The 20,682-nt window shown below is 32.6% G+C and carries 18 protein-coding genes and 2 tRNA genes; 17 read left to right on the top strand and 3 right to left on the bottom strand.

Annotated features, from left to right (window positions below; all coding sequences use genetic code 11):
* The first annotated feature begins 70 nt into the window (after window positions 1–70).
* From pheS to C6H18_RS01445, 8 genes are all read left to right on the top strand, one after another.
* Window positions 71–1,066, top strand: a complete 996-nt coding sequence (gene pheS, locus C6H18_RS01480) for a phenylalanine--tRNA ligase subunit alpha (RefSeq protein WP_104721347.1) — start codon at window positions 71–73, stop codon at window positions 1,064–1,066.
* Window positions 1,063–3,426 carry a phenylalanine--tRNA ligase subunit beta gene (pheT, locus tag C6H18_RS01475; protein WP_104721346.1) on the top strand — a complete coding sequence of 788 codons (2,364 nt, stop codon included), beginning with the start codon at window positions 1,063–1,065 and terminating at the stop codon, window positions 3,424–3,426. The genes pheS and pheT overlap by 4 nt, the downstream gene beginning before the upstream one ends.
* Window positions 3,423–4,733 (top strand): 3-phosphoshikimate 1-carboxyvinyltransferase, encoded by a 1,311-nt coding sequence (gene aroA, locus C6H18_RS01470; protein WP_104721345.1) that lies wholly within the window; start codon window positions 3,423–3,425, stop codon window positions 4,731–4,733. The genes pheT and aroA overlap by 4 nt, the downstream gene beginning before the upstream one ends.
* Window positions 4,723–5,550 carry a 4-hydroxy-3-methylbut-2-enyl diphosphate reductase gene (locus C6H18_RS01465; protein ID WP_104721344.1) on the top strand — a complete coding sequence of 276 codons (828 nt, stop codon included), beginning with the start codon at window positions 4,723–4,725 and terminating at the stop codon, window positions 5,548–5,550. Before aroA ends, C6H18_RS01465 begins: the two co-directional genes overlap by 11 nt.
* 60 nt (window positions 5,551–5,610) lie before the next feature.
* Window positions 5,611–7,281: a 30S ribosomal protein S1 gene (locus C6H18_RS01460; protein WP_233704023.1), complete on the top strand. Its 1,671-nt coding sequence runs from the start codon at window positions 5,611–5,613 to the stop codon at window positions 7,279–7,281.
* A gap of 29 nt (window positions 7,282–7,310) precedes the next feature.
* Complete coding sequence (locus C6H18_RS01455) at window positions 7,311–7,772, top strand: hypothetical protein (RefSeq protein WP_233704022.1); 462 nt, start codon at window positions 7,311–7,313, stop codon at window positions 7,770–7,772.
* Between the two features lie 16 nt (window positions 7,773–7,788).
* Complete coding sequence (gene serA, locus C6H18_RS01450; protein ID WP_104721342.1) at window positions 7,789–9,372, top strand: phosphoglycerate dehydrogenase; 1,584 nt, start codon at window positions 7,789–7,791, stop codon at window positions 9,370–9,372.
* Window positions 9,373–9,430: 58 nt separating this feature from the next.
* Window positions 9,431–9,517, top strand: a tRNA-Leu gene (locus tag C6H18_RS01445).
* A gap of 816 nt (window positions 9,518–10,333) precedes the next feature.
* Here C6H18_RS01445 and C6H18_RS01440 read toward each other — a convergent pair.
* Window positions 10,334–10,418, bottom strand: a tRNA-Leu gene (locus C6H18_RS01440).
* A 44-nt stretch (window positions 10,419–10,462) separates the two neighbouring features.
* A complete protein-coding gene (locus tag C6H18_RS01435) occupies window positions 10,463–11,533 on the bottom strand; it encodes an agmatine deiminase family protein (protein WP_104721341.1) in 1,071 nt (356 codons plus the stop codon).
* A 60-nt stretch (window positions 11,534–11,593) separates the two neighbouring features.
* Here C6H18_RS01435 and C6H18_RS01430 point away from each other — a divergent pair, with 60 nt between their 5' ends.
* From C6H18_RS01430 to C6H18_RS01405, 6 genes are all read left to right on the top strand, one after another.
* Window positions 11,594–12,211: a hydrogenase-4 component G gene (locus C6H18_RS01430; RefSeq protein WP_104721340.1), complete on the top strand. Its 618-nt coding sequence runs from the start codon at window positions 11,594–11,596 to the stop codon at window positions 12,209–12,211.
* 8 nt (window positions 12,212–12,219) lie between these two features.
* Entirely contained in the window at window positions 12,220–13,245 is a 1,026-nt protein-coding gene (tsaD, locus tag C6H18_RS01425) for a tRNA (adenosine(37)-N6)-threonylcarbamoyltransferase complex transferase subunit TsaD (protein WP_104721339.1), read from the top strand.
* Between the two features lie 64 nt (window positions 13,246–13,309).
* The gene (tpx, locus tag C6H18_RS01420; RefSeq protein ID WP_104721338.1) at window positions 13,310–13,804 is read left to right on the top strand and encodes a thiol peroxidase; all 495 of its coding nucleotides are present in this window, start codon (window positions 13,310–13,312) and stop codon (window positions 13,802–13,804) included.
* 2 nt (window positions 13,805–13,806) lie between these two features.
* Entirely contained in the window at window positions 13,807–14,361 is a 555-nt protein-coding gene (locus C6H18_RS01415) for a YqiA/YcfP family alpha/beta fold hydrolase (protein WP_104721337.1), read from the top strand.
* Between the two features lie 104 nt (window positions 14,362–14,465).
* Window positions 14,466–16,484, top strand: a complete 2,019-nt coding sequence (locus C6H18_RS01410; protein ID WP_104721336.1) for a cache domain-containing protein — start codon at window positions 14,466–14,468, stop codon at window positions 16,482–16,484.
* The gene (locus C6H18_RS01405) at window positions 16,485–17,795 is read left to right on the top strand and encodes a sodium-dependent transporter (RefSeq protein ID WP_104721335.1); all 1,311 of its coding nucleotides are present in this window, start codon (window positions 16,485–16,487) and stop codon (window positions 17,793–17,795) included.
* Window positions 17,796–17,804: 9 nt separating this feature from the next.
* Here the strand turns inward: C6H18_RS01405 and C6H18_RS01400 are convergent, their stop codons facing one another.
* Complete coding sequence (locus tag C6H18_RS01400) at window positions 17,805–18,128, bottom strand: hypothetical protein (protein WP_104721334.1); 324 nt, start codon at window positions 18,126–18,128, stop codon at window positions 17,805–17,807.
* A 95-nt stretch (window positions 18,129–18,223) separates the two neighbouring features.
* On the opposite strand from C6H18_RS01400, the gene C6H18_RS01395 reads away from it, so the two are divergent.
* From C6H18_RS01395 to C6H18_RS01385, 3 genes are read left to right on the top strand one after another with little or no spacing between them, the layout of a single operon-like run.
* Window positions 18,224–19,189, top strand: a complete 966-nt coding sequence (locus C6H18_RS01395; protein WP_104721333.1) for a methionine ABC transporter ATP-binding protein — start codon at window positions 18,224–18,226, stop codon at window positions 19,187–19,189.
* Window positions 19,190–19,840 (top strand): methionine ABC transporter permease, encoded by a 651-nt coding sequence (locus tag C6H18_RS01390; RefSeq protein WP_104721332.1) that lies wholly within the window; start codon window positions 19,190–19,192, stop codon window positions 19,838–19,840. It begins immediately after the preceding gene.
* A 21-nt stretch (window positions 19,841–19,861) separates the two neighbouring features.
* Entirely contained in the window at window positions 19,862–20,677 is an 816-nt protein-coding gene (locus tag C6H18_RS01385) for a MetQ/NlpA family ABC transporter substrate-binding protein (RefSeq protein ID WP_104721331.1), read from the top strand.
* The last annotated feature ends 5 nt before the right edge of the window (window positions 20,678–20,682 follow it).

Here is a 20,682-nt window from a genome sequence, read left to right as displayed (position 1 = left end):
AATACTACGATATTAAGTGGAGTAAATATTGCTTTTACAATAATTTTAAATTTTTAATTAGGAAAGATTCGTGGAGGAGATGTTTTTAAAAATAGAAAATGCCAAAACTACCGCAGAATTAGAAGAGATACGTATTTTGGTGCTAGGAAAGAAAGGAAGTTTAACGGCTAAATTTGCAGAGCTTAAAAATTGTGAGGCTGCTACTAAGAAAACATTAGCAAAAGAGTTAAATACCTTAAAAATAAACTTTGAGAGAGCATTAGCTAATAAAAAAGAATGGCTATCAATGCGAGAACTAGAAGAAAGGATTGAAAAAGAAAAAATTGATGTTTCTTTGTTTAATACTTCTAATTTAAGGGGGGCAAGTCATCCTATTATGTTGATGCTAGATAAAATTGTAGATTATTTTGAGAGTATGAACTTTGCGGTTAAAATGGGTCCTTTGGTTGAAGATGATTTTCATAATTTTGAAGCTTTGAATCTTTCCCCTTATCATCCTGCGCGTGATATGCAAGATACCTTTTATTTTAAGGATAATAAACTTTTGCGAACCCATACTTCTCCTGTGCAGATTCGCACAATGGAATCCCAAAAACCTCCTATTCGTATGATATGCCCCGGGAATGTTTTTCGTTGTGATTATGATTTGACACATACTCCAATGTTTCATCAAGTGGAGGGATTAGTGGTAGAAGAGGGCAAAGATTCTGTAAGTTTTGCTAATCTTAAATTTATTTTGGAAGATTTTTTGAAATATATCTTTGGTGAGGTAAAGGTAAGGTTTCGGTCAAGTTTTTTTCCTTTTACCGAACCAAGTGCGGAAGTGGATATGAGCTGTATTTTTTGCAAAGGTAAGGGGTGTAGAGTATGCTCCCATACGGGTTGGTTAGAAGTTTTGGGATGTGGAATTGTCGATGATAATGTGTTTAAAGCTGTGGGTTATGAAAATGTAAGTGGATATGCCTTTGGTTTAGGTGTTGAGAGATTTGCAATGCTTCTATTTAATGTGCCAGATTTGCGGTCATTTTTTGAGAGTGATTTAAGAATATTGGAGCAATTTAAATGAGATTTACCAGAAGTATTTTAAAAACCATTTTGCCCTTAGGCAACATTACAGGCGAGATAATTTGTATTACTTTAAATAAAATCGGACTAGAGGTTGAAAGCTTCCAGAGATTAGTTGCTCCTAAGAGAGTTGTTGTGGGTAAGATTTTAACTTGTAAAAAACATCCTGATGCACAAAAGCTTAATATTTGCGAAGTAGCCATTGGGGGCAAAGAGGGAGAATACCAGACTCACCAAATTGTTTGTGGTGCTAAAAATGCTAGAGAGGGAATCTTTGTAGCAGTAGCATTAGAAGGGGCAGTTCTGCCCCAGATAACTATTAAAAAGGCAGTTTTAAGAGGTGTTGAGAGCTGTGGAATGCTATGCTCTAGCCTTGAGATAGGTTTTCCTAAAACAAATGATGGCATTATGGAATTAGATAATAGCCTTGGGGAGTTGATTCTTGGTAAAGAGCTTTTGGAATATGATGCTTTTAATGATGAAATATTTGAAATTTCTATTACCCCCAATCGTGGCGATTGTATGAGTGTTATTGGCATTGCAAGGGAGTTAAGTGTAGGGTTAAATTTAGAAATGCAATCTTTAAAAATGCCAAAAATTTCGGAGAATTCTCCGGGAATTGGGAGGGTTTTGCAAATCACAACCAATGAAAAACACGAGTCTTCTTTAATGTATAAAGTCATTGAGTTACATTCTACGCTAACTCCTTGTTGTTTGGCTTTATTTTTAGCTTATAATGAAGTCTTAGAGGAGGATTGGTTAAGTAATGTCTTAACTTTTGCGACATTTTATAGCGGGGTTATTCTAAATGCCTATCCACAGAATTTTTGTCAGTTAGAAGATAAAAGTCAAATTAACAAAATGGTGTTAAAGTTAAAAAAAGATGAATTGGGGTTTGAGAGTATTTATTTTGAAGAAAAGAAATTATCTACTATCGGGGTAGAATCTTTTGCCTATAAAGGCTTTAAGCATAATGGGGATAAAGAGTTTATCATATTAGAAGCTAGCTATATTCCTCCAGAAATCATTGCGCAAAAGGTTTTAGAGACTAATATAGAGGTTGATAGCAAAATCTTTCAAAGAGTTTCAAGAGGGAGTAATCCTGATTTAAAAGTTGGACTTGATGTGTTTGGAAGTTTTTTAAATAATGAGGGAATAGTTTTTTATACAGACACACAAGAGTTATTACAAGTTACCAAAAAAGAATCGATTACCATTGATATTTTATTGTTATCCAAAGTGATTGGTTGTGTCTTAGATAAGATTACTATTGTAAATATTTTAAAGGCTTTAGAGTTTAAAGTAGAATTACCCGCTGATGAAAATTTAGTGATTGCTACACCACCGCTTTTTAGACACGATGTTGTTGGGTTTCAGGACATTGCAGAAGAAATTATCCGCTTTGTAGGCATTGACAATGTGCCAAGTAAGCCTCTATCTTTTGTGCAGAATAATCAAATTAATCAAGAATCAGAGTTTTACCATTTCCAAAGAAAACTAAGCAAAAAAGCTGTTAGTATCGGTTTTAATGAAGTTGTGCATTTTGTTTTTTGCAATAGAGAGATTTTAGAGAAATATGGTTTTGAGACTTTAGAGGAGAAATTAGAATTATTAAATCCAATCACACAAGATCTTAATACCTTGCGTCCCACTTTGCTTATGGGATTAATTCAAGCTGCAGCCTATAATAAAAATAATGGATTTAATGCGATCTCTTTTGTAGAGATTGGTTTTGCCTACGATAAAAAACGGCAAGAAAATATAAAAATGGCTTTTTTGCAAAGTGGTCTTGCTTGTGAGGAACATTATCCTAAAACCAAAGGCGTTAGAGCGGATTTTTTTGCTTTTGCAGATAGAATAGCTTGTGTTATTGGCGAATTTACTTTAGAGGTTTTTCAAAGCAATGTGAAAATCTTTCATCCTAATCAATGTGCAAAAATCTTTAAAGGCAAAAAAGAAATTGGTATTCTTGCGGCTCTACATCCAGCATTGAGAGAAACTTTTGGGTTAGAAGAAACTTATTTATGTGAGCTAGATTTAAAGTCTTTAAGGGATGAATTGCCTAAGGTTGAAAGGTATTCGAAGTTCCAAAAGGTTGTACGTGATTTAAGCATTCTTGTGCCTAAAGAGATTCCTTATTACAAGCTAAAAGAGAAAATATTGCAATTGCCAATTGACTATATTTTGAAGTTTTATCCCCTTGATGTTTATAGTGATGAGAGTTTGGAAGATAAGATAAGTTTAACTATCCGTTTTGAAATTCAATCTTATGAAAAAACCCTAGAAGAGAAAGATATTGTTGAGGTTATGGATAAGGTTTTAGAGGCACTTAAAGCAGGGCATAAGGTGGAATTACGATGAGGATAAAAGTATCTCCAAGCATTGGATTTGAAATAGACATTTCAAAAATTGCTACTGATAAATCCATTTCTCATCGCAGTGTTATCTTTTCGTTACTTAGCAATAAACCTTCATTTGTGAGGAATTATTTGAAAGGTGAGGATACTTTACATACTTTGGGGATTGCTAAGAAGTTAGGTTTAGTTGTAAAAGAAGAAAAAGATGGATTAGTATTTATCCCTCCAGAGCATCTTAAAGAGCCTAGCGAAATCTTAGATTGTGGGAATGCAGGGACGGCTATGCGCTTGTATTTAGGTTTGTTAAGTGCTAGAGAGGGAATGTTTATTTTAAGCGGGGATTGCTATTTGAATGTGCGTCCTATGAAGCGGGTTGTAGAGCCTTTAAGGCAAATAGGAGCGACAATTTTTGGGAGAAATGAGGGGAATCTTGCGCCTTTGGTTGTTATGGGAAAATCTCCTTTAAATGCTTTTGATTATGTTAGCAAAATAGCAAGTGCGCAGGTAAAATCTGCTTTGATTTTAAGCGGACTTTTTTCTAATGGAGAATGTAAATATACAGAACCGCAACTAAGTAGAGATCATACAGAGAGAATGCTTATTGGTATGGGTGCAAGATTGGAAAGTAAAGTAAATCTCAATGGTGCTTTAGAACTTAAGATTTTTCCTCAAAAAACTCCTTTAAATCCCCTTGAAATCAATATTCCAGCTGACCCTTCTAGCGCATTTTTCTTTGCTTTGGCTATTGCTATTACCCCAAATTCGCGTGGGATTTTACGCAATGTCTTGCTTAATGTTACAAGGATTGAAGCTTTTAAGGTTTTAGAGCAAATGGGCGTATGTATTACTTATAAAGAGCATTCTTCTACTTATGAAAGCATTGGCGATATAGAGATAATCTCTCCAAGTTCTTTAAAGGCTGTAGAGGTGTCTGAAAGAATTGCGTGGCTTATTGATGAGATTCCTGCTTTAGCCATTGCTATGGCTTGTGCTAAAGGCGTGAGTAGGGTCAGTAATGCTAAAGAGCTAAGGGTGAAAGAAACAGATAGAATTACAGCAGTAGTGAAGAATTTAAAGCTTTGTGGCATAGAGGCAAAAGAATTAGAAGATGGTTTTGAAATTTGTGGTGGGGATTTTAAGATGTGTGAAGTTCCTAGTTATGGGGATCATCGTATTGCTATGAGTTTTGCCATTGCTGGATTAAGAGATGGAATTATTATTACTCAAGCAGAGTATATTAATATTTCTTTTCCTAATTTTTTAGAAATTTTAAATGCTATAACGCAAGTTGAGGTTGATAATGAAAGTTAAATTGGCAAAAAATTATGGATTTTGCTTTGGTGTTAGGCGAGCAATAAAGCTTGCTGAATCAAAGCCCAATGGCATCACGCTTGGTCCGCTTATCCATAATGCAAAAGAAATTGAACGTTTAAAAGAGCATTTTAATGTTGTAGTGAATGAAAATATTCAAGAAATTCCCCAAGATTCAGAGGTTATTATCCGAACTCACGGGATTCCTAAGCAAGATTTAGAGCTACTTAAGCAAAAAACAAAAAATATTACTGATGCTACTTGTCCTTTTGTAACCAAACCTCAAGAAATTTGTGAAAAGATGAGTGCAGAGGGGTATCAGATTATTATCTTTGGAGATGAGAAGCACCCAGAAGTGAAAGGGGTTATGAGCTATTGTAAAAATACACCCTTAGTTATTGAAGATTTAATGTCTTTAAAACAGGGTAAAATCCAAGAAAAAGTGGCACTTATTTCACAAACTACAAAAAATATCGAATCTTTCCTGCAAATTGTGGATTTTTTAGTGCGGAATTGTGCAGAATGTCGTGTTTTTAATACTATTTGTAATGCGACTTTTGATAATCAAGAATCCGCAAGAAATCTTGCTAAAGAAGTTGATATAATGATAATTGTTGGGGGTAAGAATTCTTCTAATACTAAGCAGCTTTATAATATCTCTAAAGAATATTGCAAGGATTGCTATTTAATTGAAGATTATTTAGAGTTACAGCAAAATTGGTTTGATGGTAAAAAACTTTGTGGCATTAGTGCTGGTGCTTCAACCCCTAATTGGATTATTGACAGAGTTGTGCAAGATATAGAAAAGTATAATTAATACTTTTAAAAGACTATTTTGGTTAGAATAGCTAAATTTTATTTAAAAAGGGCGTAAGGTATGGCTGGCGTAAATATGCAGGAATTAGACAAAATTGAAATTGAAGAAGATTTTGCTTCAATGTTTGAACAATATGAAAAAAAAGAGAATGAAAAGGTTTCCCAAGGTGAGATTGTAGCGATTGAAGGGGATTGTGTGATTATCGCAGTTCCAGGAGAGAAAAAAGAGGGAAATATCTCTATTGAAGAGATTAAGGATTTAGAGGGAAATTTGATTTTTAAAAAAGGGGATTCTCTACCAATTGTTATTACAGGTAAAAAAAATGAGCAACCTATTGTTTCTCATAAAAAAGCAATGCGTAAAGAAAAAATTACACAATATATCAAAGACTTAGGTGAGAATTACAAAGATAAGATTATTGAGGGTGTTGTCGTAAGAAAGAATAAGGGAGGGTATATTGTCGAAAGTGATGGTATAGAGTTTTTTATGCCAAAATTTGGATCGGCTTTTAAAGAGGGTAGCAAAGTAGATGGTAAGTATATTAAAGCGTGTATTGTCAATGTAAAACCTGAAGAAGATAGCATTATTATTTCAAGAAAGCGATTATTTGAGATTGAAAATTCTACTAAAAAGGATGCTATTGATAACCTCTTAAAGCAGGAGGGAACTTTAGAAGGAAAAGTTAAAAAAATTACTAGTTTTGGTATGTTTGTAGATGTGAATGGTGTTGAGGGATTGGTTCATTACACAGAGATTAGCTATAAGGGACCTGTCAATCCTTCAAAGTTATACAAAGAAGAGGACATTGTCCCTATTAAAGTGCTTTCTTATGATAAAGAAAAACGTCGTTTAGCACTTTCTATTAAAGAAACCACAGAAGATCCTTGGAAAGAAATTGAAAAAGAACTTGAAGTAGGTGATGCCATTAAAGTTACTGTTAGCAATATAGAGCCTTATGGAGTTTTTGTGGATTTGGGGAATGATATTGAAGGTTTTTTACATATTTCTGAAATTTCTTGGAATAAAAATATCCAAAATCCAGAAGAGTTTTTAAAGACAGGGCAGGAAATTGATGTAGAAGTTATCGAAATTGATACAAAAGACAGACGCTTAAGGGTATCTCTTAAGAATCTCTTAGACAAGCCTTTTGACAAATTTGCTAAAAAATATAAAGAAGGTGATATTTTAAAGGGCTGTGTTGCAACTTTGACAGATTTTGGTGCTTTTATTAAATTGGACAATATTGATGGTTTGTTGCATAATGAAGATGCCTATTGGAATAAGAATGAAAAATGTAAAGATTTGATGAAAATTGGCGAAGAGATTGAAGTAAAAATTGCCAAAATTGATAGAAAAAAAGAACGAATTTCTCTAACGCGTAAAGGGATTATTGCTTCTCCAGTAGAGGATTTTGCTAAGAAGTATTCAATAGATGCTGAAGTAAGTGGTGTAGTAAGAGATATTAAAGATTTTGGCATTTTTATTAAAATTGATAATGAAGTGGATGCCCTTATTAGAAATGAAGATTTACCACCCCTTAAAAAAGAAGAGATTCAAATAGGCGATAATGTTACTGGTGTTATTTCACTGCTTGATTCCCCAAATAATAGAATTCGTGTTTCTATTAAAAGATTAGAAAAGCGAAAAGAAAAGGCAAAATTGAAGAGCTTTAATGATAATGTAGATGATAAAATGACTTTAGGAGATATTATTAAAGACCAAATTTCCTAATAGAAGATATTATGCAAGTAAGAGTATTGATGAGTATTTTAATCTGCTTTATCTTAATTACATTATTTGTGCTTATCCATAAATATATAGATGCGATGACTGTTGCCTTACCTACTTTTAAGCCTTATGAATTAGCTGTTAATAGTAATAAATTAGACTTCGTTGATACCTCGAATTGGGTTGATAAGCTTTCTAATAAAAGCAGTAACCCTTTTGTGTATCCAGCTCCGGTTTTGCAGGTTAAATTGCTTTTTGAAGATGATGTTCAAGAAAATAGTCAAGAAGTCTTTAGGGTTTCAGTAGGAGCAATTGATGATTATCAATTTTTTTGTATCAATCAAGTTTTCAATGCTCATAAAATTAAATATTCTTATTATAAGGCTGGAGAAAATGTTTGGTTGGTAGTATTAACGCAAGATGAAAATTATCTTCGTAGTGTTTTAGATAAGCTGAAATATTATGAAATTAATTATGTCTTAGCCAAAACTTAAAAGTGGAGTGTTAGAGATGTCAAAATTTACAATTATTGTCTGTGATCATATTCATCAAAGTGGCTTGGAATTATTAAAAAAAGACAAAGAAGTGGAGATGCTAAATTTAGCCCATTTACCAAAAGATGAGCTAAAAAAAGAGTTATACAAAGCCGATGTAGCAATTACTCGAAGTTCAACAGATGTGGATATGGATTTTTTAAATTCTGCTTCTAGGCTTCGTGCTATTGTACGCGCTGGTGTTGGTGTGGATAATGTAGATATTGAAAATTCTAGTAAAAAAGGTGTTGTTGTAATGAATGTCCCTACTGCTAACACTATTGCAGCAGTAGAGCTTACTTGTGCGCATATTTTGAATACCGTAAGAAGATTGCCTGAAGTTAATGCACAATTAAAAAATGAACGCAAATGGAAACGTGAGGACTGGTATGGAACAGAATTAAAGGGTAAGAAATTAGGCATTATTGGATTTGGAAATATTGGTAGCAGAGTAGGAAAACGTATGAAAGCTTTTGAAATGGAAGTTATCGCTTATGACCCTTATATCAATGCTACAAAGGCTACTGATTTAGGCATTGCCTATACGAAAAATTTTGATGACATTCTATCTTGTGATATTATCACTATACATACCCCAAAAAATAAAGAAACTATCAATATCATTAATAGCAATGAGATTGCAAAGATGAAAGAAGGCGTCATTTTGATTAATTGCGCAAGAGGTGGATTATATAATGAAGATGCGCTCTTTGATGCCTTACAATCCCAAAAGATTCGTTTTGCTGGAATAGATGTTTTTACGAAAGAACCTGCTATTTCTAATAAGCTTTTGGATTTAAATAATATTTATGTAACCTCCCATATTGGAGCTAATACTTTAGAATCTCAAGAAAAAATTGCTATTGAAGCAGCAAAAGCAGCTTTAGAAGCCGCAAGGGGTTCTAGCTTCCCTAATGCTCTTAATTTACCTGTTAGGGAGAATGAATTACCACATTTTGTAAGTGGCTATTTGGCATTGGTGCAAAAAATGGCGTTTTTTGCTATTCAGATGAATAAAGATGAGATTCGCTCTATTCAATTAGAGGCACAAGGAGAGATTAAAGAATATCTCTCTTCTCTTTCTACCTTTGCATTGGTAGGTATTTTAAATGCTACATTGGGGGATAAGGTTAATTATGTTAATGCCCCTTATGTTGCGAAAGAACGTGGCATTGAAGTGCATTTAGAGGGAAAAGAATCTCAAAATGTTTTTAAAAATCAGATTAAACTTACATTATTAACGCAAAAAGGCGAATTTAGTGTAAGTGGTGCAGTGTTTAACGAAGATACTTTAAAAATTGTAGAAATTAATAAATTTTCTTTAGATATTAAACCAGAAGGTAAAATGATACTCTTTAGGAATAATGATACTCCCGGTGTGATAGGTTTCATTGGAAGTATCCTTGCTAAGCATAATATTAACATAGCGGATTTTCGTTTGGCTCGTTATAAAAAAGAAGCTTTAGCTGTGATTATTGTTGATGATGAAGTGGAATCTGGAGTTTTAAAAGAGCTTTCAAGCATTGATGCGTGTATTAGCATACAATATGCTGTTTTATAGTCATTTACGATTCAGTATAAATTGAGTTAAATTATGTATAATTGTGGGCTATTTTGTAGCCGGGGTGGTGAAATTGGTAGACGCGCTAGACTCAAAATCTAGTGGGGGAAACCCCGTGTCGGTTCGATTCCGACTCTCGGCACCATATCTTAGAGACTTTGTTTTGTTCTTCTGAATATTTTATTGCTTATCCATAATGTGAAATTCCTAGTAGATACCTATATAGCATAAATTCATTAATATTTTTAATGAGCAATTTTGTGTAGGGACTTTTAAAATATGATTTAAATTTAGAAATTCATTGAATAATGTTTAATCCAATAAAGCTAGATTCTAATGAATATAAATTGATTTGCTTGAAGACTAAAACAGCTAAAAGTTTGGTATTACAGCTGACTTAAACATACTCTATAAAGAAATATTTACTGAAATGATAAATAGTCCCAAAACAAATTCTTGTATAATTTTGGTCTTTTGTGGTAGAGCAAAATAAAGTTTGAGGTAAATTTTCTGCTGAAAGCATAGGATTAGCAAACATATTATTAAAGATTTTTACAAATCATCTTTAAAGGTATAGAATTTCTACTATCGTTAAATATCTTTATGGCGTCAAAGGATAAAAGCAAATAGGCGAGTTAAGCTTTTTGTTTTTAGTGTTTCAAATATCAATATGGCAAGTTTTTATAAGTTGGTTTTTTGTAATGGGTTGCATTGCAATTCTTTAGTAATATTTTGTTTTCTCCAGGATTTGTTTAATTTGATTTTTCAAAATATAATCCTAGATTCTTAAAGTCCTAAACAGCATTTATGTTTTTTACTTGATACTTGCGTTGATTATGCTTTTGGATTTTATTGTAGTGTTGTTTAAGGTTTTCTTCATATTGCTAAAGAGTGTAATATGAAATTTTATTGGGGATTGTGTGGTGCTAAAGACTAAGTAAGGTTTATTTAAAATTAATGATGGTGCGGAAAAGAGGACTTGAACCTCCATGCCTTGCGGCGCCAGATCCTAAGTCTGGTGCGTCTGCCAGTTTCGCCATTTCCGCATAACTTAGGAAAGCAATTATATTTAAACAAGCTTAATTTAGCATTATATAGATGTATATCTAAATTTTTGGAGTGCTTCAAAATTAAGGGTTTTGTAGGGGAATTGCATACTAATGCAATGTAAGCTTCCGTGTTGTCTTATTAAAACAGAGCAATCAATAGGGATAATTTTATGTTTTGGTAAAGCATCTTGTAGAATTTTTATTGCTTTTTGGTCATTGCTGTCCTTATAGATTGGCAATAATACACGATTATTAATAAACAAAAAATTTGCATAAGTTGCAGGAAGTCGTTGCTTTGCGTAATATTTTGGTGTGCAAAAGGGTAGAGGGACAAGGGAGAAAGGTTTTCCTTCTAAGTTTTTAAAAGCCTTTAATTCTTTTTTCATTTTTAGTAGCGATTTATAGTGTATATCTTCTTTATCCTTGCATTCTAAGTAGGCTATGGTATTAGGATTTATGAATCTTGCAAGAGTATCAATATGACTATTGGTATCATCACCCTCTAAAAAACCATTATGAAGCCAAAGAATCTTTTTTAAACCAAAATCTTTTTTGAGGATTTTTGCGAGTTTTTTTTGAGAATAGGCAGGATTGCGATTTTTTTCTAAAAGGCATTGTGTATTAGTTAGTAAAATACCATTTCCATTAGATTCTATACTTCCTCCTTCTAAGATGAGTTTTTTTGTTTTGAGTTTTTGTAAAATTTTGAGTTTTTGTAAATTGCTAGTAATTTGGTTATCAAGATTTGCGGCAAATTTTAACCCCCATCCATTAAATCCATAATTTAGTGTAATATTGCAATCATTTTTATAAATGGTAATCCCTCCAAAATCTCTAACCCAAGTATCATTGGTTGGCATTTCTATGAGATAAAGATTGTAAAGAAGTTGTAAATCCCATTGGTGGGTTAGAAAATAATTTTGCAGATAGATTGTGGTCTCTTCTTTGTTTTGAGAGATTAATAGACAGGCTTGAACTTGCAAAATTTGGTAAATAATTTCGCAATAAACCGCTTGTGCTTCCTCTAAGTATTCCCTCCAATCAGAATCTTTATGGGGGAAGCAGAGTAATACACCATCTTGTTTTTCCCATTCGCCGTAAAGTTTTTTCATTTCTGCCCTTTTTTAAAAAAATGCCGATATTATTACATAAATTTTGTCAAGGAGGACATAATGGCTATAGAGAGTGTAAAAGGTAGTTTAGAATATAGTAAGGATTTGCAATCTGCGATGGCTTCTAATCCACTAAAAGAAGAAACAACAAGTGAAACGCAAAGGCAAAAGAATATTCAAGAAGCAGCTTCTAAAGTTGATGCAAAAGCTCTAATGAATAGTTATGTAATGGAATTTCAAATGAATATTAGTAGCACTAGCGAAACTAATTTTAATAGCCAAAATGGTGCTAATTTATTAGGAGGCAATGCTTTAAATGATTCTAATAGATTAACTAATATTCTTAATGGTTTAGATTTAAATGCTATTGGTTATAGAGGTAAGCCATTGCAGGAATTAACAGCTAATGAGGCTAAAGCTTTAATTGCAGAGGATGGATTTTTTGGTGTTGCAAAAACTTCAGTGAGGATTGCGGATTTTGTCATAGCAGGTGCAGGTGATGATGTAGAAAAGCTAAAGGCAGGGAGAGAGGGGATAATACGGGGTTATAATCAAGCACAAAAGGCTTGGGGAGGAGAGTTGCCAGATATTAGTAAAGAAACCCTCCAAAAGTCTTTAGAGAAAATTGATAAACGATTAACAGAACTTGGCGTAAATGTTTTAGAAGAAAATGCTTAAGGAATAATTTGAGTGGATTAATTTTAAGTATTGAAAGTAGTTGCGATGATAGCTCTATTGCACTTACAGAGATTCAAACAAAGAAAATTATTTTTCACCAAAAAATTTCTCAAGAAAAGGAGCATTCTGCATTTGGTGGAGTTGTGCCAGAGCTTGCAAGCCGATTGCACGCAGAGTTGCTTCCTCAAATTTTAGAAAAAACTCAATCTTATTTGAAAGACTTAAAAGCAATTGCTGTTACCACCCAGCCCGGTTTAAATATAACTTTATTAGAGGGGTTAATGATGGCAAAAACTTTGGCTTATGCTTTAAACCTTCCTTTAATTGGTGTTAATCATTTAAAAGGACATCTTTATTCCCTTTTTTTAGAAAAAGATTCTATTTTTCCATTGGGCGTATTATTGGTTTCAGGCGGACATAGTATGCTCTTTGAAGCAAGAAGTTTTACAGAGATGAAGATTGTAGCAAGGAGCATTGATGATAGTTTTGGAGAGAGTTTTGATAAGGTTTCTAAAATGTTAGGATTGGGGTATCCAGGAGGTCCTATCGTAGAATCTTATGCAAAAAATGGTAATGATTTGGCTTTTTCTTTTCCTCTCCCTCTAAAGAGCAAGAAGCAGTTTGCCTTTAGCTTTTCGGGTCTTAAGAATGCAGTGCGGTTAGAAATAGAAAAATCTAAAACTAAAACGATGGATTTAGAGAGATTTAAGGCTGATATTTGTGCGAGTTTTCAAAGGGTAGCTGTTGAACATTTATGCCAAAAATGTAATATTTTTTTACAACAAAACCAACAACAAGATAAGCAATGTCAATGGAAGCATTTTGCTATCGTGGGAGGAGCAAGTGCTAATTGCTTATTAAGAGAAAAGATTGCCAAACTTTGTGAAGATTATGCCCTTATTTTACTCCTATCGCCTTTAGAATATTGTTCAGATAATGCAGCAATGATAGGGAGAGTAGCTATTGAATCTTATATGCAAAAGGAATTTGATGATTTCAATCTTCAAGCAATTCCTAAAATGCAAACTTTTTAATTTTATTTTTAGTTAAAGTTATTTAAAATCGAGGCTCTTAAATAAAATATTGAAGGATAATGTTATGGTTACTTTTAAAGGAAGTTCTGTTAAATTGGCAGGTAAAGAAGTAAAAGTTGGTGATAATGCCCCTAAGGTAGAATTAGTAGCGGGTGATTTAAGTCTTAAGTCTATTGGTGGTTCAACTGGAAAGTATCAAATTATTAATGTTGTCCCATCATTGGATACTGGTGTTTGTGCGACACAAACAAGAAAATTTAATGAAAAAGCAGCGAGTTTAGATAATACAGAAGTTTTTGTTGTTTCTTTAGATTTACCTTTTGCGCAAGGTAGATTTTGCTCTACTGAAGGAATTAAAAATGTAGTAGCATTAAGTGATTTTAAAAGTAAAAAGTTTGGTGAATCTTATGGAGTATTGCTAGATGGTTCTCCTTTAGATGGACTTTTAACGCGTGCGGTTTTTGTTGTTGATCCACAAGGTAAAGTTATTCATAAAGAAATTGTTTCTGAAATCACAGAAGAACCTAATTATGAAAGTGCCTTGAGTTCTATAAAGTAAGAATGCTTTTATATTTGCACGGATTTAGAAGCGTAGGATTGTGCTATAAAGGCACAATCATTCGTAATTTTTCTTCTTGTTCTCTTACTCCCAATCTCCCTTATGTTCCGACTTTAGCTATAGAATTTATCCAATCCCTCATTGAAAAATATCAAAAACAACATAAGATTTGTTTAATAGGAAGTTCACTTGGAGGGTATTATGCTACTTTTTTAGCAGAAAAATATCATCTTAAAGCCATATTGGTTAATCCTGTTGTTGATGGGTATAAGACTTTGCTTCCAGCAGTTGGAAGAATCCATATTCCTTATAGTAATGAGACTTTTCTTTGGACTTTAGATTTGGCTTTGAGTTTAAAACAATATTTTGTGGAGAACATTACCCCTAGTCTTTATTATGTGATGTTGCAAAAGGGGGATAAGGTTTTAAATTATAGAAATGCTGCTCAGAAATTTAAAGATTCTAAAATACTTCTTCAAGAAGGTGGTTCGCACCGCTTTGAAAACTTTCAAGACCAAAAAGATTCTATTTTGCAATGGGCAAATGGTATAGAATAATAAATTTAATCAAGACTAAAAATTTTTATATTTTTAATCTTTTTTATAAAATAATATGGTTATAATACAAACTCTTTCCAAATTAAATTTATTTAAGGAATAAAATGGAGCAATCAACAATTGGTGTTTTAAGCACTTATATGCCTATGGCTCAACGATATAAATCTCAATTTATATCGCTTAATACATTGCTTAGTAAAACGACACTTACAGGAAAAATAAGCTCTTTAGATATAGCAGAAAATTTATTTGATTATATGGAAAAAACGCAAGAAAAATTTGAATCTTTGCAAGATAAGTTAATTCATACAATTATTGAGCAGAGTTTTTTAAATGGTTACGAAGAAGCACAAGTTTCTGTGAAAATTATAGGAGATAGAATTGTTAGTGTGTTGGAGGCTTGTTATAAAAGCATTTCTATTTTAGGGAGAAGTTCTCACGCCATACACTTGTATAAAGAATTTTATTCTAAATGCAACACAAATAAAGATGAGGCACTGGAAAAATTAGAAGAACTCCGGGGGTATTTGTCAGCTTTTAAAGAGAGTTATTTAGTCTATAAGGATGTTTTGTTGTTTGATACTCAAGGAAAAGTTGTATTTTCTTTAAGTGAAAATGTAGCATCAACAACAAAGATGTCGGCTATTTTAGAGGCTGATGGCATTGCTCTTTGTCAAGATTTTTACCAAAAAGTAGATTTTTATGGTGAGGATTTAGAATATCAAAATAATGAATACTTTTTTGTAGTGCCTATGCGTGAAGATAAAGACCAAAAATCATTTGCCACCATTGTTCTTGTTGTAAAATTGGATGATATTTTTAAAGAAGTTGTTTCTTTGTTCCCTTATAGATTGCCTCAAGCTAATATTTTTGTCGTGGATTCCAAAAATCATATTTTATACTCAGATAATAGTAAATTGTTTGCAGAAGGACAAGTGGTAACTTTTAATGTAAATAAGGATTTCACCTTTATGAGTGTCCGCTCCAAGCTTTGTCTTACAGCCTCACAATCTTTATCTGTTGTAGAATCTCATAAAAGTGTTGCCTCTGAATGGAGAATTTATCGTGTTGTTCCTTTATCGGTAGTGTTTGATGTTAAAAGTCGTAGTAAGCGCGACATAGAAGCCTATCTGTTAGAAGATTCTTTATTAATTACTGGAGATTTGAGTAATGTAATTATTGAGGCTGAAAACATCAATGAGGATTTAGGTGATGTTGTTATTAATGGGGAGATTATTGCTTCAAAGAGTCATTCTTATGCCCTTAATCCGATTTTAAATAATATTAGAACTCTCAGTGAAGAGATGAATGCCTTATGTATTACCTCCACTGAAGAACTCCAGAAAGGTATTTATTATACTTTGTTTAATGTAGTTGGGTATTATTCGCAATATTTTGTTAGCATAATGGATGTTTTATTGTCTAACTGCATCAAAGATATTCATTGGATTGAAAATCTTGTAGGCTTTAGGAAGTTTTTAGAAGAGCCTAATGCAGGAAATGAAGTGGATATGATTGCGCTTTTAGAGAGATTGGGTAATAACTTCCAGTCTTATTATAATATATTGTTTTTCAATGAAAGAGGAGAAATAATAAAAAATTCTAGGAAGCAAGATGATATTAATGGTCAAAAAGTTGCTATTGCGGAGAAAGTCTCACAAGTTTCTATTTATAAAAATGGTGTTTTAATATCAAATTATGAGAAAAGTAATTTTTATAACAATAAAGAAACTTTTATATTCTATATCCCAATCCTTAAAGAAAATCGTGTAATAGGGGGATTGGCTTTTGTTTGGGAATCCGACATTTTAGCAACGATTTTAAAATCTTCTTTATTGCAAGATCTCTCTATTATCTCCGAAAAGAGTGAGATTTTTACTGTTTTGTTTGATTCTAGCGGAACAATTTATGCTACCACAAAAGATGATTTTTCTTTTGAAAATTTCTTTGAAAAACAAATGGAGTTTAAAAGCCTTAAAAGCACTAAAGAAATTATCAAGATAGGCAATAAGTTTTATTTGATGTCTTTAGAGACTGCCAATGGTTTCCACACTATTCCTCAAAGAAAGTCGCTATATTGCGCTATTTTTGTTGCTATTAAAGAGGATAGTGAGATTCAGTAAATGACAAGATTTTCTAAAGCAGGATATGTTTTAGCAACTGCTGGTAGTGCCATTGGTCTTGGTGCTATATGGAAGTTTCCTTATATGACTGGACAAAATGGAGGAATGGCATTTGTTCTTGTATTCACTTTAGCTTTTTTATTATTTGGTATTAGTGTATTTATTGTTGAAATATTCTTTGGTAGAACCTCTGGACAAAACGCTTTCAAGACTTTTGAAGATTTGGCTCCAAAAAATATGAGATTCCTAAAATTTGGTGGATTGATGATATTTTCTGGAGTCCTCATTTTTTCTTTTTATGTCGTGGTTTTGGGCTGGTTATTGCATTATCTATTTTTAGTTATAGATGGAGGATTGCCAAAGAGTTTAGACACTGCTCAATCTTTATGGACTGAATTTGTAAGTGGTGAGATTTTTTATCAACTTCTTTGGCATTTTGTGATTGTTGCTATCTGTGCTTATGTTTTAAGCAAAGGTGTTAAAAAAGGGATTGAACGTTTAAATTTGATTTTAATGCCTTTATTGCTTCTTATTTTTATAGGACTGCTTGGGTATTCTATGCTTCAAGATTCTTTTATGCAGTCTTTTGAGTTTTTATTTACTCCAGATTTTAGTAAGCTTAATGCAAAAGTGATTGTAGAGGCGATTGGACAAGCTTTCTTTTCTCTTTCTTTAGGGGTGGGTGTGATTTTAACTTATTCTAATACAATGCCTAAAGAGGGGAACTTCATTCGTTATGCCATTATCATTGCTTTATTAAATTTCGTCTTTTGTTTGATGGCGGGATTGGTTGTTTTTACCTTTATTTTCGGTTATGGAGCAGAGCCTTCAAGTGGTCCGGGTCTTGTTTTTATTTCCCTTCCTTTAATTTTTTCTCATATGGGGACTGCTGGAGAGATTATTGCACTTTTATTTTTTATTGCTTTAATTTTCGCAGGAATCACTTCTGCGGTTTCTATGTTAGAACCTTTTAATGCTTATTTAATGGAACATTTTTATTGGAGTAGAAAAAAGACAAATCTCTTTAGTGTGGGCATTGCTTATATTTTAGGAGTGATTGCTTTGTTGAGTGAATCGCTAACTTTCTTTGATAAAAATCTTTTTGGATGGTTTGATTATATTACATCTTCTTTTATGTTGCCTTTAGCTGGGGTATTTATGTGTATTTATATGGGTTGGGTGCTTAAAAAAGATAAAGTCTATGCAATGAGTGGAGGATATTTAAAAGGCATTTATTTTCAAACTTGGTATTTTATCATTCGCTTTATTGCACCAATTGGTATTATTGTTGCGATGATAAATTTAATTTAAGAAATTCTATTATTCCCCATTTTGAAAAATACTCTCTTGAATGTTTTTTTGTAACTCTTGAGCCTTTTTTAATAATTCTTCTTGCTCTTTTGTTGTATTTTGTGTGGATTGTTGCGGAGATTTTAGTGGATTACTTTTATCTATGATTCCCATTTTTACAAAAGTATCTTCATAATTTTTACCACCTTTTTTAATACGAATATAGACTTGTCCGCTTGCTTGATCATAAAGATAGGTGTCATCTAAATCGCTAAACATCACCCAAGGTTGAGCATTTAAAGATTGAGTATTTAGTAGTGCTATGGTCAAGAAAATGATATATAGGGTTTTCATTCAAATATTCCTTTTTGAGGTTGTGGAATTTTAGCAGATTTTAAAGAGCAAAATTTGATAGAATATTGTTATTTGAAATTATTTTTAGGAATTTTATGAATTTTATAGAAGTGAATAGATTAAATAAAAGTTATGGCAATTTACAGATTTTAAAGAATATTAATCTTGCTATTAAAAAAGGTATAATTTTTGGTCTTGTTGGTCATAGCGGAGCAGGTAAAAGCACTTTACTTAGGACTTTTAATGGGTTGGAAAATTTTCAAAGTGGTATTTTAAGAATTAATAATGTAGAAATTAATACATTAAATAGCAAAGAATTAAGAGAATTTAGAAAAAAAGTTGGAATGATTTTTCAGCATTTTTCTTTGATGGGTAGAAAAAATGTTTATGAAAATATTATTTTGCCTTTACAATGCTGGAGAGAAAAAATCGACAAAAAGAATATTTATAATCTTTTAGAACTCGTGGGTTTAGAAGAAAAAGCCAAATTTTATCCCAATGAATTAAGCGGTGGGCAAAAACAAAGAGTAGCCATTGCTAGAGCTTTAGTAATGAATCCCCATTTATTGCTAAGTGATGAAGCTACAAGTGCGCTTGATCCCTCTACCACAGGCTCTATTTTGGATCTTTTAGAACAGATTAATTATGAGCTTGGTGTAACAATTGTGCTTGTAACACATGAGATGGAGGTCGTTAAAAAAATTTGTAAAGAAGCTGCTTTTATGGAAGGAGGAGAAGTTTTAAAGAGTGGGAATATTGAAGAATTATTTTTAGAGCCTGATAAAAAAATGCGGGAATTTTTAGGGGAAAACGAGATTTTACCTAAAGAGGGTATTAATATTCGCATCTATTTTCCAAAAGAAGTTGCCCAAAATCCCATTATTACAAAAATGGCTCGAGATTTAGAAATGAATTTTAATATCGTTTGGGGTTCTTTAGAATCTTTTAGTGGGATAGTCTTGGGTGTGCTTGTTATTAATATCCCCAAAGGATTTAAAGAAAGTGTTTGTAATTATCTTAGTAAGAGCGGAGCGCGTTGGGAAATTGTTCAAGGAGAATAGATGGACTTTAAAATATTAAAATTGCTTTTTGAAGCTACTTGGGATACTTTGTATATGAGTGTTAGTGCGACTTTTATCGCAACTCTTTTGGCGATTATACCTGCGGTTTTGCTTGTTCTTTGCTCCCCTAAGGGATTATCACCAAATTTAATAGTTTTTAGAATCTTAGATACTATTACTAATACTTTACGTTCATTCCCTTTTTTAATCCTTATGGTTGTCTTGTTTCCACTAACGCAATGGATTTTAGGCAGGAGCATTGGTGCTACTGCAGCAATTATCCCCCTTAGTATTGGAGCAGCTCCTTTTATTGTTAGGATTTTAGAAAATGCTCTTAAGGAGATTGATGGGGGTGTTATTGAAGCAGCACAGAGCTTTGGTGCTGGAAATATTCAGATTATTTTTAGGATTATGTTGGTGGAGGCTTTACCAAGTATAATTTCTGGTATCACACTTGCTTTAATTTTGGTGATTGGATTTAGTGCTATGGCTGGTGCAGTCGGCGGTGGAGGTTTAGGAGATATAGCCATAAAATACGGTTATTATAGGTTTCAAAGTGATATTATGTTATATACCGTTGTGATTTTAATTTTCTTAGTGCAAGTTATTCAAAGCTTTGGGGACTTTTTATATAGAAAATTAAAACATTAATCTTATTATAAAAGGAATGGAATGTTTAAAGCAATTATAGGTATTTTTGGAATAATCATTGCTTTGGTGTTGGGCGGTTGTGGTGATGATACAAAGATGGCTTCTAATGTGGCAGAAGAAAAAACTATTTTAGTAGTAGGTGCTACACCAGAGCCTCACGCAACAATATTAGAGCAAATTATTCCTTTATTGCAAGAAGAAGGAGTGAGTTTAGAGATAAAGGAATTTACAGATTATGTAACCCCTAATCTTTCTTTGCAAGATGGCTCTTTAGATGCGAATTTTTTTCAGCATAAGCCTTATTTGGATGAATTTAACAAAGAAAAGGGAATTACACTTGTAAGTGTTGCTGGTGTGCATTTAGAGCCAATGGGAGTATATTCTAATAAAATCAAAAATTTGGAAGAATTAAGAAATAATGACTTAATCTCTATCCCCAATGATCCCTCAAATGGAGCTAGAGCTTTAAGGATTTTAGAAAAAGAAGGGATTATTGCACTTAAAAAAGATGTTAAACTTGCTTCTGTGCAAGATATAGTAGAAAATCCTAAGAATCTAAACTTTAAAGAAATAGACGCCCCCCAACTTACCCGAACATTAGATGATGTTAGTGTGAGTGTTATTAATACGAATTTCGCACTTTTAGCCGGGCTTAATCCTCTTAATGATGCGATTGCCATAGAAGATAAAGATTCACCTTATGTCAATATTTTGGTTGTAAAAGAAGGTAGAGAAAATGACGAAAACATCAAAAAGCTAATTGGGGCTTTACAAAGTGCAAGGGTAAAAGATTTTATTCTGCAAAAATATAAAGGGAGTATTCTTCCTAGTTTTTAGGGATT

Source organism: Helicobacter mesocricetorum (assembly GCF_900198605.1).
Classification (GTDB): Bacteria; Campylobacterota; Campylobacteria; order Campylobacterales; family Helicobacteraceae; genus Helicobacter_D; species Helicobacter_D mesocricetorum.
Note: the sequence above shows the minus strand (reverse complement) of the source record. Positions and strands in the feature narration are given on the sequence as shown.

Excerpts from the sequence above, each read along its gene's own strand:
- pheT (WP_104721346.1), top strand. The coding sequence starts at position 1,063 with ATGAGATTTACCAGAAGTATTTTAAAAACCATTTTGCCCTTAGGCAAC.
- aroA (WP_104721345.1), top strand. The coding sequence starts at position 3,423 with ATGAGGATAAAAGTATCTCCAAGCATTGGATTTGAAATAGACATTTCA.
- C6H18_RS01465 (WP_104721344.1), top strand. The coding sequence starts at position 4,723 with ATGAAAGTTAAATTGGCAAAAAATTATGGATTTTGCTTTGGTGTTAGG.
- C6H18_RS01460 (WP_233704023.1), top strand. The coding sequence starts at position 5,611 with ATGGCTGGCGTAAATATGCAGGAATTAGACAAAATTGAAATTGAAGAA.
- C6H18_RS01455 (WP_233704022.1), top strand. The coding sequence starts at position 7,311 with ATGAGTATTTTAATCTGCTTTATCTTAATTACATTATTTGTGCTTATC.
- serA (WP_104721342.1), top strand. The coding sequence starts at position 7,789 with ATGTCAAAATTTACAATTATTGTCTGTGATCATATTCATCAAAGTGGC.
- C6H18_RS01435 (WP_104721341.1), bottom strand. The coding sequence starts at position 11,533 with ATGAAAAAACTTTACGGCGAATGGGAAAAACAAGATGGTGTATTACTC.
- C6H18_RS01430 (WP_104721340.1), top strand. The coding sequence starts at position 11,594 with ATGGCTATAGAGAGTGTAAAAGGTAGTTTAGAATATAGTAAGGATTTG.
- tpx (WP_104721338.1), top strand. The coding sequence starts at position 13,310 with ATGGTTACTTTTAAAGGAAGTTCTGTTAAATTGGCAGGTAAAGAAGTA.
- C6H18_RS01415 (WP_104721337.1), top strand. The coding sequence starts at position 13,807 with ATGCTTTTATATTTGCACGGATTTAGAAGCGTAGGATTGTGCTATAAA.
- C6H18_RS01410 (WP_104721336.1), top strand. The coding sequence starts at position 14,466 with ATGGAGCAATCAACAATTGGTGTTTTAAGCACTTATATGCCTATGGCT.
- C6H18_RS01405 (WP_104721335.1), top strand. The coding sequence starts at position 16,485 with ATGACAAGATTTTCTAAAGCAGGATATGTTTTAGCAACTGCTGGTAGT.
- C6H18_RS01400 (WP_104721334.1), bottom strand. The coding sequence starts at position 18,128 with ATGAAAACCCTATATATCATTTTCTTGACCATAGCACTACTAAATACT.
- C6H18_RS01395 (WP_104721333.1), top strand. The coding sequence starts at position 18,224 with ATGAATTTTATAGAAGTGAATAGATTAAATAAAAGTTATGGCAATTTA.
- C6H18_RS01390 (WP_104721332.1), top strand. The coding sequence starts at position 19,190 with ATGGACTTTAAAATATTAAAATTGCTTTTTGAAGCTACTTGGGATACT.
- C6H18_RS01385 (WP_104721331.1), top strand. The coding sequence starts at position 19,862 with ATGTTTAAAGCAATTATAGGTATTTTTGGAATAATCATTGCTTTGGTG.